Source organism: Micromonospora sp. WMMD1102, assembly GCF_029626265.1.
GTDB lineage: Bacteria > Actinomycetota > Actinomycetes > Mycobacteriales > Micromonosporaceae > Plantactinospora.
This window is the reverse complement of the sequence record NZ_JARUBN010000001.1, coordinates 1,840,605-1,856,525: the sequence shown is the minus strand read 5'-3', so window position 1 is coordinate 1,856,525 and position 15,921 is coordinate 1,840,605. Positions and strand designations below refer to the sequence as shown.

Genomic DNA, 15,921 nt, shown 5'->3' with positions numbered 1-15,921 from the left:
GCGCCGGTCAGCCGGCGAGGACCGGTGCCAGCCGCACGATCTCGTCGCGGGTCAACCCGCCGTCCGCGACCACGATCCGGTGCCGGCGCCGGACGGTGCCGCCGGCCGGCACCGGCAGGGTCCGCGCGAAGGCGAGCGCGACGCAGACCCCGGGATAGATCCCGGTCCGCACGAACCAGTGGTCGCCGTCGGCAAGGCCGGCGAAGACCAACGTGTACGCCCGGCCGTCGCCCGCCGCGCCGGCCAACGCGAGCCACGGTTCGGTACTGCCGTTGACCCGCTCCTCCCCGTCGGCAGCCAAGCTGAACGCCCGGTGCCGCCCCGGGGCGACCCGCCAGAAGAACCCGCCGTAGCCGGCGCCGTCCGGCCGGCCGTTGGTGGCCGGGCTGCCGAGCACGATGTCCCGGTCGGTCGGCGCGGTCAGGGTGTAGCCGAAGTCGAGCAGCCAGGCGTCGTCCCGGCCGGCCAGCTCGGTGGCGGCCACCCGGCGCTCCTCGGTCAGCAGGGTGGCGCCGGCCGGATCCAGCCAGCACAGCCGCTCCGCGAACCCGTCGTCACACGTCCCGGAAGCCGCATTGCCGCGCACCGCGCCGTCGGGAGTCGCGCCGCCGGGAGCCGCACCGGCCAGAAGGTCGGGGAGCCAGTCGTCGTGCACGATCCGGCCGTGGTCGTCCCGCCAGGTGTAGCCGACGTCCCGCACGTAGGTCCTGCCGCCCCAGAGGTTGCTGCCGGAGACGTCCTGCACGGCGACCGAGACCCCGAGGTGCCAGCGGTGGTCCTCGGGCAGCGTGTCGGTCACCACCACCCCGCCGAGGGTACGCACCGGATGCAGGTACGGCCGGCGTCCCCAGCGCGGCTCGACGAACGGGTCGTCGAGGACGTACTCCGCCACGGTCTCGCCACGCAATCGCAGCCGTACCCCGGTCAGGTCCTCGCCCATGCTCGCCGTCCTCGGTCCGTCGCTGGCGTCGATCCGGTGCCGGTCGGGCGGCACCGGGTGGGAAAGCGCTTCCACTGATCCGACAGGGTACCGACGGTGGCGCCCGCGGGGGAACGGCGATGCGCCGTCCGTCCGCCGACCGGCCACCGCCGACCATCGCGTCGTCGCGGCGGCTCACCAGGGCCGGTTGGCCGGCGAGTGTCCGGTGGCGAGACTGTCGAGCTGCCCCGCCTGTGCACCCGCCCGCCGGGAGCGCGAGCGGGGCCGGGTGTCCCGTGCGTGCGCCCAGCTCGACAGTCGGCGCTCGAGAGATCTGCTGGCAGCGGGCGTGGCCGGACCGGACCGCACAGCCGGACCGCACAGCCGGACCGGACCCGCACGCCGGACCGCACAGCCGAACCGGACCGCGCAGCCGGGCGGCGAGGTGCGCCCGGCGTGGTGCGCCGGAGGGTTACTGTCGGTCGCACGCGGATCCTCGCCAGTCGGCGGCCCGCCCCGCGGTGCTGCCGGCTCCTTGCCGGCGGTCGCCGCAGGTGGCCGGGCCGGTGGGTCGGCGCGCCGGGTCGAGGTCCGGGCGTACCGGCAGGCGCAAACCGCCAGGTTAACCTTGACACGTTTCAGCCCGACGGACCGGGCTGCGGGAGGAGACGGCGGTGCCGGGACCAGCGGTGAGCATCCGCGACGTGGCCAGCCAGGCGGGGGTGTCGGTGGGCACGGTCTCCAACGTGCTCAACCGGCCGGACATCGTGGCGGCGTCGACCCGCAACCGGGTGCTCGCCGCGATCAGCGAGCTGGGGTTCGTCCCGAACGACGCCGCCCGGCAGTTGCGCCGGGGCCGGGGACGCACTCTGGGCCTGGTGGTGCTGGACGTGGCGAACCCGTTCTTCACCGATGTCGCCAAGGGGGTGGAGGACGCCACCGGTGCGGCCGGGATGGCGGTGATCTTCTGCAACAGCGACGGCGATCCGGCCAAGGAGAGCAGATACCTGGACCTGCTGGAGGAGCAGCGGGTCCAGGGGGTACTGATCACCCCGGTCGACGACGCCAACGAACGGCTGGTCCGGCTCCGGGACCGGGGCGTACTCGTTGTCCTGCTGGACCGGCGCTCCACCCGGCCGGACGTCTGCTCGGTGGCGGTCGACGACCGGCTCGGCGGGGAACTCGCGATGCGGCACCTGGTCGAGGCCGGGCACCGGCGGATCGCCTTCGTCGGCGGCCCGTGGCGGTTGGCGCAGGTGCGGGACCGCTACCACGGTGCCGGGCACGCACTGCGCGAGGCGGGGCTGGCCGAGGAGGAGACCCTGCGCCGGTTCGACACGCCGAGCCCGACCGTGGCGGCCGGCCGCGACGCCGCGTCCAGGATTCTCGGGCTGCCCCGGTCCACCCGGGCCACCGCGGTCTTCTGCGCCAACGACCTGCTCGCACTCGGCGTACTCCAGGAACTTACCCGGCAGCAGGTGCGGGTGCCGGAGGACATTGCGCTGGTGGGCTACGACGACATCGACTTCGCCGCCGCGGCTGCGGTGCCGCTCTCCTCGGTACGCCAGCCGCGGCAGCGACTCGGGCAGACGGCGGCGCAGTTGATGCTGGACGAGGCGAACGATCCGGCGAACCACGAGCACAAACAGGTGGTCTTCGAACCGGAACTCGTCGTCCGGGAATCCAGCCGGTATTCCCGTGCTCCCGGCTGACCGTTGGCGGTTTCTTGACAGTTCGGTGAGGGCGCTCGTATGTTGTCTGCGAGTTGTTGAAACGGTTCATATGTTGGGAGGCCCGCCGATGCGGCGCGTGTGCTTCGTCCTCCGGGTCCGGCCTGACCGGCTTGCCGAATACCGTGAACGGCACGCGGCCGTCTGGCCCGGGATGCTCCGGGCGCTGCAAGCGGCCGGGTGGCACGACTACTCCCTCTTCCTGCACGACGACGGACTGCTGGTCGGGCACTTCCGCACCGAGGACCTGGCCGCCTCGCTCGCCGCGATGGAGGCCACCGACGTCAACGCCCGGTGGCAGGCCGAGATGGCCCCCTTCTTCGTCGGTCTTTCCGACCGCCGCCCCGACGAGGGTTTCGTGGTCCTCGACGAGATCTTCAACCTGGACGCGCAACTCGCCGCACTCGACGACACGGATGCCTGACATGACCGAGACCGACGTCCGGGCGGCGCTGCGGGCGCAACGGATCGAGGTGCCCTCCTGGGCGTACGGGAACTCGGGCACCCGGTTCAAGGTGTTCGCCCAGCCCGGGGTGCCGCGCAACCCCGAAGAGAAGATCGCCGACGCGGCACAGGTGCACGCCTTCACCGGAATCGCCCCGGTGGTCTCCCTGCACATCCCCTGGGACCGGGTCGACGACTTCGGCAAGCTGGCGTCCTACGCGGCCGAGCGGGGGGTGCGGATCGGCACCATCAACGCGAACGTCTTCCAGGACGACGACTACCGGCTGGGCAGCGTCACCAACCCCGACCCGCGGATTCGGCGCAAGGCCCTCGGCCACCTGCTGGAGTGCGTCGACATCATGGACGCCACCGGCTCACGGGACCTGAAGCTGTGGTTCGCCGACGGCACCAACTATCCCGGGCAGGACGACATCCGGGCCCGGCAGGACCGGCTCGCCGAGGCACTGGCCGCCACCTACGCCCGACTCGGCCCCGACCAGCGGATGCTGCTGGAGTACAAGTTCTTCGAGCCGGCGTTCTATCTGACCGACGTACCGGACTGGGGCACCGCGTACGCGCACTGCCGCAGGCTGGGTGAGCGCGCCCAGGTGGTCATCGACACCGGCCACCACGCCCCCGGCACCAACATCGAGTTCATCGTCGCCTTCCTGCTCCGCGAGGGGAAGCTCGGCGCCTTCGACTTCAACTCCCGGTTCTACGCCGACGACGACCTGATGGTCGGTGCCGCCGACCCGTTCCAGCTCTTCCGGATCATGCACGAGATCGTCCGGGCCGACGCGCTGCGCGCCGGCTCCGGGGTCAACTTCATGCTCGACCAGTGCCACAACATCGAGCCGAAGATCCCGGCGCAGATCCGCTCGGTGATGAACGTGCAGGAGGCGACCGCCAAGGCGCTGCTCGTCGACGCCGAGGCCCTGGCCGCCGCGCAGGCCGCCGGGGACGTGCTCGGTGCCAACGGGCTGCTGATGGACGCCTACGCCACCGACGTACGGCCGCTGCTGGCCAGCGTGCGCGATGAGCTGGGCCTCGACCCGGACCCGATGGCCGCGTACGCCCGCTCCGGTTACGCCCAGCGGATCGCCGCCGAGCGGGTCGGCGGGCAGCAGGCGGGCTGGGGGGCCTGAGGCGTGCGCACCGGACAGACCCACCCGGAGGTCGCCGCGCTGCTGGAGCGCGGGCACCGGCTCGGCGCCGACCGGCGCAACACCAACTACGGCGGCGGCAACACCTCGGCGAAGGCGACCGGCACCGACCCGGTCACCGGCGGCCCGGTCGAGCTGCTCTGGGTCAAGGGCTCCGGCGGGGACGTCGGCACGCTCACCGAGGCGGGTCTGGCGGTGCTCCGGCTGGACCGGCTGCGCTCGCTCGTCGACGTCTACCCCGGGGTGCACCGGGAGGACGAGATGGTCGCCGCCTTCGACTACTGCCTGCACGGCCGGGGCGGCGCGGCGCCGTCGATCGACACCGCGATGCACGGCCTGGTCGACGCGGCACACGTCGACCACCTGCACCCGGACGCCGGGATCGCGCTGGCCACCGCCGCCGACGGACCCGAGCTGACCCGCCGCTGCTTCGGCGACCGGGTGCTCTGGGTGCCGTGGCGCCGGCCCGGCTTCCAGCTCGGCCTGGACATCGCCGCCATCGCCCGGGACAACCCGCAGGCGATCGGCGTGATCCTCGGCGGGCACGGGATCACCGCCTGGGGTGCCACCAGCGCCGAGTGCGAGGCCCGGTCGCTGGAGATCATCGAAACCGCCACCCGGTTCCTGGCCGAACACGGCCGGCCGCAGCCGTTCGGCCCGGTGCTCGACGGGTACCGGCCGCTGCCGGCGGAACAGCGGCGGGACCGGGCCGCCGCGATGGCCCCGACGCTGCGCGGGCTGGCCAGCACGGACAGCCGGCGGCAGGGGCGGTTCCAGGTCGGACACTTCACCGACGACGCCGACGTGCTGGACTTCCTGGCCCGCACCGAGCATCCGAGGCTGGCCGCGCTCGGCACCTCCTGCCCGGACCACTTCCTGCGGACCAAGGTCCGGCCGCTGGTGCTGGACCTGCCGCCGGACGCGCCGCTGCCGGACGTACTGGACCGGCTGCGCGAGCTGCACGAGGAATACCGGCAGGACTACCGGGCCTACTACCAGCGCTACGCCGGGCCGGACTCGCCGCCGATCCGGGGCGCCGACCCGGCGATCGTGCTGGTGCCCGGGGTCGGGATGTTCAGCTTCGGCCGGGACAGGCAGACCGCCCGGGTGGCCGCCGAGTACTACCGCAACGCGATCGAGGTGATGCGCGGCGCGGAGGCGGTCTCGACGTACGCCCCGATCGACGAGGCGGAGAAGTTCCGGATCGAGTACTGGCAGCTCGAAGAGGCGAAGCTGCGCCGGATGCCGAAGCCGAAGACACTCGCCGGCCGGGTCGCGCTGGTCACCGGCGGCGGCTCCGGGATCGGCGCCGCGATCGCCCGGCGACTCGCCGACGAGGGCGCCTGCGTGGTGGTGGCCGACCGGAACGTCCAGGGTGCCGCGTCGGTGGCCGACGGGATCGGCAGCGCCGACCGGGCGGTCGCGGTCTCGGTGGACGTGACGGAGGCGGCCGGGATCGAGGCGGCGTTCGCCGAGGCGGCGCTCGCGTTCGGCGGGGTCGACCTGGTGGTGAACAACGCCGGGCTCTCCATCTCGAAGTCGCTGCTGGAGACCACCGAGGCGGACTGGGACGTCCAGCACGACGTGATGGCCAGGGGCTCCTTCCTGGTCTCCCGGGCCGCCGCCCGGCTGATGCTGGCCCAGGGCCTCGGCGGGGACCTGGTCTACGTCGCCAGCAAGAACTCGGTGTTCGCCGGCCCGAACAACATCGCGTACAGCGCGGCAAAGGCCGACCAGGCACACCAGGTACGCCTGCTCGCCGCCGAACTCGGCGAGCACGGCATCCGGGTCAACGGGGTCAACCCGGACGGCGTGGTACGCGGCTCCGGGATCTTCGCCAGCGGCTGGGGAGCCCAGCGCGCCGCCGTGTACGGGGTGCCGGAGGAGGAACTCGGCGCGTACTACGCCCGGCGTACCCTGCTGAAGCGGGAGGTGCTGCCGGAGCACGTCGCGAACGCGGTCTTCGCGCTGACCGGCGGCGAGTTGTCGCACACCACCGGACTGCACGTACCTGTCGACTCCGGTGTGGCCGCGGCCTTCCTCCGATGACCGCCCCGACCTCCCCGACCCGCTCGACCGCCGTCGCGGCGGTCGACCTCGGGGCGGCGAGCGGCCGGGTGATGCTCGCCGAGGTCGCCCGGGACGGGGTGACGCTCACCGAGGTGCACCGGTTCGACAACGGGCCGGTCCGGTTGCTCGACACCCTGCACTGGGACGTGCTGCGGCTGCACGCCGAGACGCTGGCCGGGCTGCGGGCCGCCCTGCACCGCCGGCCCGACCTGGCCAGCGTCGGCATCGACTCCTGGGCGGTGGACTACGGCCTGCTCGACGCGACCGGGGCGCTCGTCGGCAACCCGGTGCACTACCGGGACCGGCGCACCGACGGGGTGCCGGAGTCGGTGGTAGCCGCGCTCGGCGCCGACTATCTCTACCGGACGACCGGGCTGCAACTGCTGCCGTTCAACACGCTCTTCCAGCTCACCGCCGAGCTGGGCACCCCGGCGCTGGACCGGGCGCGGGCGCTGCTGCTCGTGCCGGACCTGCTCGGCTACTGGCTGACCGGGGAGATCGGCAGCGAGGTGACGAACGCCTCGACGACGCAACTGCTGGACGTGCGTACCCGGGAATGGTCGGCCGACCTGATCAGCCGGGCGAAGCTGCCGGCCCGGCTGTTCGGGCCGCTGCGCCGGCCGGGTGACCGGGTCGGTGGGCTGCGGCCGGCGGTACGGGAGGCGGTCGGCACCGACCGGCCGGTACCGGTGACCGCGGTCGGCTCGCACGACACCGCCTCGGCGGTCGTCGCGGTACCCGCCGGGCCCGAAAGGTTCGCTTACGTCTCCTGTGGCACCTGGTCGCTGGTCGGCGTCGAGCTGCCGGCCCCGGTGCTGACCGAGGAGAGCCGGGCGGCCAACTTCAGCAACGAGGCCGGGGTGGACGACACGGTCCGCTACCTGCGCAACGTGATGGGGCTCTGGCTGCTCCAGGAGTCGCTGCGGGTGTGGCGGGCGCAGGGGGTGGCCGACGACCTGACCGGGCTGCTCGCCGCCGCCGCCCGGCAGCCCTCGCTGGCCGCCGTGGTCGACCCGGACGACCCGGAGTTCCTGCCGCCGGGCGACATGCCGGCCCGGATCGCCCGGGTGTGCGCGCGGCGTGCCGAGCCGGTACCGGACGGGCCGGCGGCGGTGACCCGGTGCATCCTGGACAGTCTCGCCCTCGCCCACCGGGTCGCGGTACGCCAGGCGCAGCGGCTGTCCGGCCGGGATGTCGAGGTGGTGCACGTCGTCGGCGGCGGTGCCCGTAACGAACTGCTCTGCCAGCTCACCGCCGACGCCTGTGGGCTGCCGGTGGTGGCCGGGCCGGTGGAGGCGACCGCACTGGGCAACGCGCTGGTGCAGGCCCGGGCGCTGGGCGTACTCGACGGCGGGCTGGCGGAGCTGCGGGCGCTGCTGCGGCGTACCGGATCGACCCGGTCCTACCGGCCGCGTGTCGGTGGCGAGGCCGCCTGGCGGGCGGCGGCGGAGCGGGCCGGCCTGGCCGACGGCTAGTTTCTCCGCCGGTGGTCCTCGGCGGTCCTTGGCCGTCGCCCGCGGTCCCTGGCCGTCGGCGCCGGTGCGGCGGGGACGTCGAAGGACATTCATGAAGGACAAAACACGTCTATCTCGGTGTTTATCTGTTAAGAAGGGGACTAACTGGACGGACGATCGGCCGGAGGTAGACAGATGAAGACGCGGCCACGGCCACGGCCACTGTCCGGGACGGCTGCCGTCCGCCCGTCCGGGCAGCGGGCGGACCTCGCCGGGCTGCGCGCCCTGGCGGTCGGCTCCCTGCTGCTCGGTACCACCGGGATCGGCATCGTCCCGGGTGGCTTCGTCGGCGTCGACGTCTTCCTCGTGGTCTCCGGTTTCCTGGTCACCGCCGCGCTGCTCGGCGACCGGCGGCGGATCGGCCGGGTCGACCTGGTCGGCTTCCTCGCCCGGCGGGTCCGGCACGCACTGCCGGCCGGCACCCTGGTGCTCGCCGCGTCGCTGCCGCTGGCGCTCGCCTGCCTGCCCCGGGAACGCTGGTCGGCGGCCGGTTGGGACGTGCTGGTCGGTGCTGGCCAGCTGCTGAACTGGCGACTCGCCGCGCAGGACGCCCAGGCGACGGTCCCGGACGCGGACAGCAGCCTGCTGGCCCACCTCTGGGCGGTCGGGGTCGCCGCACAGTTCGTGCTGGTCTGGGCACTGCTGGTGGCCGGCGTGACAGCCCTGGCGATACGCCGCCGACGGCCGCTGGACAGCGGTCCGCTGCTGCTCGTCGCCGGCCTGCTCGGGGTCGGCTCGTTCGCCTGGTCGGTCTGGTACACCACCGCCGAACCCGGACGCGCCTTCCTGGTCACCACCACCCGGTTCTGGGAGCCGGCCGTCGGGGCCGCGCTCGCCCTGCTCGGCACGCGGCTCGCCGGACTTCCCCGGTGGCTCGGCGCCCCGCTCGGCTGGGCCGGACTGGCCGCCGTGCTGGCCGCCGTCCTCACCCTGCGGCCCGGACCGGAGTTCCCCGGCTTCCTCGCCCTGCTCCCGGTGCTCGGCACGGCCGCGATCATCGCCGGCGGCGCTACCGGCGGCCCGGCCACCGCCGGCGGCAGCGGGCCGGCCGGCAGGCCGGCAACGGTGCGGCCGGGCGCGCTGGGCCGGCTGCTCGGAGCCGCGCCGTTGCGCGCGGCGGGCGCGGTCAGCCATCCGCTCTACCTCTGGTACTGGCCGCTGCTGGTCGCCGCGCACGCCCGGTTCGGCGAGCTGCGTCCGGTGGCCGAAGTCGGGGTACTCGGCGGGGCGGTACTGCTCGCCGTCCTGACCCACCGGTACGTCGAGATCCCGGCCCGGACCGGCGTGCCGAACCACTGGCCGCCGGGGCAGGTGCTACGGATCGGCACGCTGCTGCCGGCCGTCGGAGTGGTCGCCGGGCTGCTGTTCCAGCTCACCGTCTGGCCGCCCGCCCAGCCGCCCGGGGCAGCATCCGGGGCGGTGCTACCCGCACCGGCACCGTCGGCCTCCTCGGGTGCCGCCGCGCTGGGCCGATCGCCGGCGACCAGCCGGGCCGGCGTGCCGGTCGACCGGGTACCGTCGATCGACCCGAAGCCGGCCGAGGCCCGGGCCGACCTGCCCGACGCGTACCCGCACGGCTGCTTCCCACCGGCGACCAGCGCCGAGGCCCGGGCCTGCCTGTACGGCGACCGGACCTCCTCGTTCACCGTCGCGCTGGTCGGGGACACCCACGCGGCCGACTGGGTACCGGCGCTCCAGGCGGTCGCGGCGGCGAAACGCTGGCGGCTGGTCACCTACCTGAAGGCAAACTGTCCCTTCCTCCGACTGGAGGTATCGACCAGGAGCGAGGCGCAGCGGAACGCCTGTGCCGGGTGGTACCACAACGTGCACGCCACCCTCACCGGTCCGGAACGGCCGCAGCTGCTGCTCACCACCAGTTCCCGGTACCGGCCGTGGGTCGACGGCCGGGCTCTGACCGGTCAGTCCGCCCACGACGCGCTGGTCAGGGCCATGCGCCGGACCTGGTCGGAGCTGGCCTCGGCCCGGGTGCTCACGGTGGTGCTCCGGGACACCCCGATGCTCCCCGCCGACAACCCGAGGTGCGTGGCGGCGAACCCGGACAGGTTGACCCGGTGCGCGCCGCAGCGGCGGCCCGCGTTGTCGGCCAGCGCCGGGGAGGCGCAGCTCGCGGCGCTGGACGAACTCCCCGAGGTCGGCCTGATCGACCTGACCGGGGCGGTCTGCCCCGCCACACGCTGCGCCCCGGTCATCGGCGGGGTACTTGTCTATCGGGACAACCAGCACCTCACCGCCACCTACGCGGCGACGCTCGCGCCCCGGCTGCGCACCGCCCTCGACCGGATCGTCGCGTCGAGCTCGCCCTGACCGCCGCTCCGCCTGCTCGTCGCCCCGCCGCCTGATCACCACTCCCCTGGTCGTTCCCGCCCGCCAACCCGCCCGGCGACTTGACGTCTCAGCGGGAGACGCAGAGCTCGTTGCCCTCCGGGTCGGCGAGGGTCGCCCAGCCGTGCGGCCCTGCCGGCCGTGGTGCAGGAACGTCGCACTCCGGGCCACCAGTGCCTCGACCACCGGCGTGAGGTCGTCGGACCCGGTGCGGACGTCGAGGTGCATCCGGTTCTTCACCGTCTACGGCTCTCCGGAACGCGGGAGCAGACGCGACCCGGAACGCGGAGGCAGACGCGACCCTCCGGCCCTGGTGGGCTTGCCGTACGCCTCCAACACGACGCCGGCCACACCTGATGGCCACCGTACCCTGGGTCACGATGGGGAGGGCCTGGTTCGCGGCGGGGATCGCTGTCGCCGTTCTCGGAACGGCACTGACGGTCGTCGTGCTCGGTCGCGGCGGCGGCCTGAGCGTGTTGCACGTCGTGCTTACTCCGGTCGTGGGTTGGTCGTTCGGCCTCGCCGGCCTGGTGGCGTGGCGGCGTCCCCGGTGGCGGGCCGTGGGTGTGCTCATGGTGGCGGTCGGCCTGGCCTGGTTCGTCCACCTGTTGGACTGGACGCACTTGCCGGTGTTGGAGGCGGCCGCAGCGCCGCTGCGTAACGCGTACGCGGCCGTGTTCGTGCATCTGCTGTTGGCCTTCCCCACCGGCCGGCTCGGAGCGACGGGGACGCGTGCACTGGCCGTGGCCGGCTACGTCGACGCGGTCGGCCTGCATCTCGCGGCGACCACGACGGGAGCCACGATCTGGTTTGACGTCGAAGCCGCCGTGGGAGTCGTGCTGGCCGTCATCGTGATGGCGGTGCTGGTACGGCGCACCCGCAAGAGCGCTCCACGGCCCGCGATCGTCGTCTGGTGCGCCGCGCTGGTGGCCTGCGCCGCGCTGGTCGGAAACCTCACCAGCGGCTGGCTGGCGCCCGACCTGGCGCTGGCGCTATGGGTGGTGTTCTCGGCCGCGTTCTCGGCCGTGCCGTTCGGTTTCCTGGCCAGCGACCAGTTGGACGGCCTTGCCGCGCGGTTCGGCGCCGCCGAGCGGCGCCGCGTCGAGCGGAATCTGCACGACGGCGCGCAGCAGCGCCTGGTGTCGGTCGCGTTCGCGCTGGGTGTGGCGCAGTCGCGACTGTCCGGCGACCCGGCGGCGGCGAGCGCCGCGTTGGCCGAGGCCCGGACGGGCCTGGCCACCGCGCTGGACGAGCTGCGCCGCCTGAGCCAGGGTATTCACCCCGGCGTGCTCGTCGAGCGTGGCCTCCGCGCGGGCGTCGCGGAGCTGGCATGGGCTTCGCCGGTACCGGTGGATGTCGAGTGGCACGCGCGCGATGGGCGGCTGCCGGAGGCGGTCGAGCTGGCCGCGTACTATGTCGTGGCGGAGGCGCTCGCGAACGTGGCGAAGCACGCGCGTGCAACCGCTGTGCGCGTCCGGATGGCGGAGCGGCGTGGCCGGGTGATGATCGAGATCATGGATGACGGCGTCGGAGGCGCGTACATCGCCGGTGGCAGCGGCCTGCGCGGGCTCACCGAGCGGGTCGAGGGCGCGGGTGGCTCTCTGACGGTACGCGGTGGGCCGGCCGGCGGCACGACGGTGCGTGCGGAGCTGCCGTGCGGGTGATCGTGGCTGACGACGCCGCCCTGCTGCGCGAAGGGCTGCAGCGGCTGCTCGTGGAGGCCGGCATCGACGTGGTGGGCGCAGCCGGCGACGAACCGACCCTGCTGGCCCAGGTCGAGGCGGCGCGGCCCGACGTGGCCATCGTCGACATCCGGATGCCGCCCTCGTACACCGACGAGGGTCTGCGCGCCGCGCGGCGGATCCGGACCGACCACCCCGGTACCGGCGTGCTGGTGCTGTCCCAGCACGTGCGGGTGACGTACGCCCTCGACCTGTTCTCCGACGGGTCGCGCGGACTCGGGTACCTGCTGAAAGACCGTGTGGCCGACGTGGCGGAGCTCACCGCGGCCCTCGACCAGGTCGCGCGCGGAGGCACGGTGACTGACCCGGAGGTCGTCGCACTCCTCGTCGGTCGCGCCGCGCGGCGGCCCGGGGCGCTCGACGGCCTCACCGGACGTGAGCGCGACGTCCTCGGGCTGATGGCGCAGGGCCGCTCCAACCAGGCCGTCGGTCAGCGACTTGGGATCAGTGAACGCACCGTCGAGAAGCACATCGCCAGCCTCTTCGACAAGATCGGGTTGCCGGCGAGCCCGGACGGCCACCGGCGGGTGCTCGCCGTGCTCACCTTCCTCGGACTGCGTGCTGGCACGTAGCGGCGGGTCGGGCTGGCACGCTTCACCGCCGTGACCGTCCCGGCGAGGCTGTGCCGATGAAGCTGACACGACGGCGGCGGGTCGCCGTGTGGGTGGCGGGCGTGCTGGTCGCGGTGCTAGCAGCGACCACCGGTGCGCTCGCGTACGCGTACCCGTCCGTCGCCGCGACGACCTGCCCCCGCTGCTACGGCCTCATCCCGCTGCGCGACGGGCTGTACGCCGAACGGGGCCTGTCCGAAGCCCGGCGACAGCAGATCGTGGCGCTGTACACCGAGGCGAACGCCCGAGTCGCCGGCTTCTACGGCGGCCGCGCCAGCTCGCCGACGGTACTTGCCTGCGACACCGCCGCGTGCTACTCCCAAATCGGCGGCGGCGGGGAACGCGGCGTCGCCGTGCTGAACCGCGCGGTCATGCTGTCTCCGCGCGGCCTCGATGCGGTGATCGCGGCGCACGAGATGTCGCACGTCGAGCTGCATCAGCGCCTCGACGCCGGACACGTGCCCCAGTGGTTCGACGAGGGCCTGGCGGTGCTGATCGCTGGCGACGAGCGGTACCTGCTGCCGCACACCGGCGGGGACCGGTGCCGGCTCGCCTCTGACGAGGCCCTGCCGGAGACGCTCGACGAGTGGTTGCGGGCCGCGAGGAGCGACGAGCAGGTGTACGCCAAGGCGGCGTGCAGGGTCAGCCGGTACGTGGACGCGAACGGCGGCCCCCAGGCGATCCTCACCCTGATCAACTCCCTCAACCACGACGCCCCGTTCCCTGCGATCACCCCGTAGCCCTCCCTTCCCCATGATCCGGGCATCCCTCAGGTGGGAGGCCGAGCTGGCCGCCGTAGCCGCAGAACTGACCCATGTGGACGCCGTTTGACCTGCAGCCGCCGTCCTGATCCCATCTCGCTATCGGCACCGATGTATGCCCGACCGCACTCGACGGCGGCCGTCGACGGCCGTTGCCGTCGGGACCGGGTGCGCCGAGCCGGGATCTCGAGGCGCCGCTCACCCCGGCGCCGGAGATTCCGTGGCGGTAGCCGTTTCCACACGTGCGGGTCGGCGCTGTCCTGGGTCACCTGGAACTCGTACGCCATCGCCGTCACCGCCGGGCCCGGTAGAGGTCACGGAGCAGACTGATCTCCGCGCCGTGGTGGATGGTCTCGCGGTTGATGTGCAGCACCAGGGCGGCCAGCGGGTAGTCGGCGTACGGCCCCTCGGCCGGGCCGCACGGCCGGGCCAGCCCCGCCGCGCCGAGCCCGCGTACGCCGTCCCGCCAGGTCGCGTACGCCGTGTCGAGTTGGTGCAGCGCCGCGTCGGCGGTGCCCGCGAACTCGAAGCTGTCGTAGTCGACCGGCGGTGCTCCGAAGTGCGCCGCGCTGCGCTGCCCGAACACTCCGACCACGAGGTGTCCCAGCCGCCAGGCGATGGTGGTGACCGGTGGCGGCACCGGCGCGGGCACCGCGTACTCGACGACGTACCGGCCGGCGCCGTGCGCGCTGGTTGGGTCGACCTCGTCGCGCGGTCGTACGCCCCAGCCGCCGCCGGTCGGCTCCCAGTGGTACTCGGCGTCGGTCAGCCCGTCGAGCCGGGGTCGCAGCTGGTGTTGCCAGTGCCAGTCCAGCTGGTCCAAGAGTTGTCCGGTCCAGTCGATGTCCATGTCTGGCAGGCTAGCCCCGATTGCGGACTGGTACACCGGCCGGGACGGCACGGCAGGCCAGCGGGTCGAGCCGCACCGGCTGGTGCACACCGCGCCGCTGGTATCTGGTCGCCCGGGACGCCGACCGGGACGGCTGGCGTACGTTCCGGGTGGACCGGATCGGCGCGATCGGACCGCCCGGCCGCGGTTCACCCCGGTCGATCCGCCCGACGCGGCGACCTCCGTCGCGGAGTCGGTCGGGGCGGCACTGTACCGGTTCCGTGCCCGGGTGCTGCTGGTGCACGCCCCGAAGTCGGCGTACTGCCGGCCGGCTGGACCGGGCACGTGCCCGGTCCAGCCCCCGCACCGGAGCGCACCCGCCCGCTCGGAACCGGGCCGGCCGCGATCGGCTGAGCTGGGCGGGCCGCGCTGGGCTGAGCTGGGCCGTTCCGTCGGTCGGGCCGGGCGCACCGGCCCGGCACCCGAGCCGCAGCCCCGGGTCAGCACCCGTCGGCACCCCCTATGCCCCTAACCCGGCAGGGGTTCGCACACCCAACCGGTTGGGGCGAGAACGGGGTGTCGTCCCCGATGTCCGGTACCTCGGCAGGCCCGTACGGTCGACGCCAGATCTGGAACGACATGCCCAGATCATCCCGCCCAACTCTGAGGAGATCGTCACCGTGGAATCGGCACCGACCGTGGAGACCCCCGCCCCGGCTCCGGCCCCCGCCCCGGCCCCCGCCACCGAGTCGGCTCCCGCCGTGGAAACGACCCAGACCCTGCACGAGTTCGTGGTCAACCTGCTGACCGACGTGGACCTGCGCGCGGCCTACGAGCTCGACCCGACCGGCACGCTGGAGAGCGTCGGGCTCTGCGACGTGGTTCCCGGCGACGTCGCGGACGTCATCCCGCTGGTTGTCGACTCCGTACCGCTGGCCGGGCTGACCGACCTCAGCGCGGTGGAGAGCCTCGGCCTCGGCTCGGTCAGCCTCGGCCCGACCAGTGTCGTCGGCCAGGTGCAGACCGTCGCCAACCAGTTCACCGCCGGTGTCTACAGCACGGACGTCGACGTCGACCTCGCCGGCCTGGGTGCCGTCAGCGTGGACCCGAACGGCGTCGAGGTCGGCGTCGGCTCCACCCTGCCGGTGCTGGGCCTGGACAACGGCCTGAGCGTGGACCTGTCCGGGGTGCACGACCTGGCCGACAGCCTCGACTCGACGGTGCTCGGCACCGCGGGCGGCGTCGACACCGTCGACGGTGTGCTCGGCACCGCCGACTTCGCCGCCACCACCGTGACCTCCACGGTCGCGGGCACCACCGGCCTGGTCGGGGCCGGCGACCTGGGCAGCGTGACGGACCTGACCAACGTCACCGACCTGGCCGACCTGGGCACCATCACCGACCTGGGTAACGTCGCGGATCTCGGCAACGTCGCCGACCTGGACGGCACCGTGGGTAGCGTCACCGGCACGGTCAGCGGGGTCACCGGGACCGTCGACGGCACGCTCGGCACCGTCGGCCTGGACGGCGTGACCGACACCGTCGGCGGCGTGACCGACGTGACCGGGACCGTCGGCGTCACCGGCACCGTCGAGAGCACCGTGGGCAGCGTGACCGGGCTGGTCGGCGGCACCGCCGACCTGGGCGGCACCACCGACCTGCTCACCGACGGCCTGCTCTGAGCCGTAATCGCACAGTGACGGCGGTGCCCGGACCAGAAAGCGGCTGGTCCGGGCACCGCCGTCGGCAGGTCGGCCGTCCTCGGGCGGGGCGGTCGGCCCCGCCCGCAGCACCG

At 73.6% G+C, this 15,921-nt stretch carries 12 protein-coding genes; 10 read left to right on the top strand and 2 right to left on the bottom strand.

The features are described from left to right. Window positions 1-7: 7 nt before the first annotated feature. Window positions 8-1,015 carry a PmoA family protein gene (locus O7626_RS08430; protein ID WP_278060587.1) on the bottom strand — a complete coding sequence of 336 codons (1,008 nt, stop codon included), beginning with the start codon at window positions 1,013-1,015 and terminating at the stop codon, window positions 8-10. Window positions 1,016-1,593: 578 nt separating this feature from the next. Between O7626_RS08430 and O7626_RS08425 the strand changes: the two genes are divergently transcribed. The 9 genes from O7626_RS08425 (at window position 1,594) to O7626_RS08385 (ending at window position 13,276) form a co-directional block, all read left to right on the top strand. Next, complete coding sequence (locus O7626_RS08425; RefSeq protein WP_278060586.1) at window positions 1,594-2,631, top strand: substrate-binding domain-containing protein; 1,038 nt, start codon at window positions 1,594-1,596, stop codon at window positions 2,629-2,631. Window positions 2,632-2,719: 88 nt separating this feature from the next. Then, window positions 2,720-3,073 (top strand): L-rhamnose mutarotase, encoded by a 354-nt coding sequence (locus tag O7626_RS08420; RefSeq protein ID WP_278060585.1) that lies wholly within the window; start codon window positions 2,720-2,722, stop codon window positions 3,071-3,073. A gap of 1 nt (window position 3,074) precedes the next feature. Further along, window positions 3,075-4,238 carry an L-rhamnose isomerase gene (rhaI, locus tag O7626_RS08415; protein WP_278060584.1) on the top strand — a complete coding sequence of 388 codons (1,164 nt, stop codon included), beginning with the start codon at window positions 3,075-3,077 and terminating at the stop codon, window positions 4,236-4,238. A 3-nt stretch (window positions 4,239-4,241) separates the two neighbouring features. Then, window positions 4,242-6,305: a bifunctional aldolase/short-chain dehydrogenase gene (locus tag O7626_RS08410; protein WP_278060583.1), complete on the top strand. Its 2,064-nt coding sequence runs from the start codon at window positions 4,242-4,244 to the stop codon at window positions 6,303-6,305. After that, complete coding sequence (locus O7626_RS08405) at window positions 6,302-7,801, top strand: rhamnulokinase family protein (RefSeq protein ID WP_278060582.1); 1,500 nt, start codon at window positions 6,302-6,304, stop codon at window positions 7,799-7,801. The genes O7626_RS08410 and O7626_RS08405 overlap by 4 nt, the downstream gene beginning before the upstream one ends. A gap of 174 nt (window positions 7,802-7,975) precedes the next feature. Further along, a complete protein-coding gene (locus tag O7626_RS08400) occupies window positions 7,976-10,165 on the top strand; it encodes an acyltransferase family protein (RefSeq protein ID WP_278060581.1) in 2,190 nt (729 codons plus the stop codon). A 398-nt stretch (window positions 10,166-10,563) separates the two neighbouring features. Further along, window positions 10,564-11,847 (top strand): histidine kinase, encoded by a 1,284-nt coding sequence (locus tag O7626_RS08395; RefSeq protein WP_278060580.1) that lies wholly within the window; start codon window positions 10,564-10,566, stop codon window positions 11,845-11,847. Beyond that, window positions 11,838-12,497, top strand: a complete 660-nt coding sequence (locus O7626_RS08390; RefSeq protein WP_278060579.1) for a response regulator transcription factor — start codon at window positions 11,838-11,840, stop codon at window positions 12,495-12,497. Before O7626_RS08395 ends, O7626_RS08390 begins: the two co-directional genes overlap by 10 nt. Window positions 12,498-12,553: 56 nt before the next feature. After that, window positions 12,554-13,276, top strand: coding sequence for a hypothetical protein (locus O7626_RS08385; RefSeq protein WP_278060578.1), 723 nt, complete (start codon window positions 12,554-12,556; stop codon window positions 13,274-13,276). A 313-nt stretch (window positions 13,277-13,589) separates the two neighbouring features. Here O7626_RS08385 and O7626_RS08380 read toward each other — a convergent pair whose 3' ends face one another. Further along, entirely contained in the window at window positions 13,590-14,147 is a 558-nt protein-coding gene (locus O7626_RS08380; protein ID WP_347404762.1) for a DinB family protein, read from the bottom strand. A 740-nt stretch (window positions 14,148-14,887) separates the two neighbouring features. Here O7626_RS08380 and O7626_RS08375 point away from each other — a divergent pair. Continuing rightward, the gene (locus tag O7626_RS08375; RefSeq protein ID WP_278060577.1) at window positions 14,888-15,808 is read left to right on the top strand and encodes an IniB N-terminal domain-containing protein; all 921 of its coding nucleotides are present in this window, start codon (window positions 14,888-14,890) and stop codon (window positions 15,806-15,808) included. The last annotated feature ends 113 nt before the right edge of the window (window positions 15,809-15,921 follow it).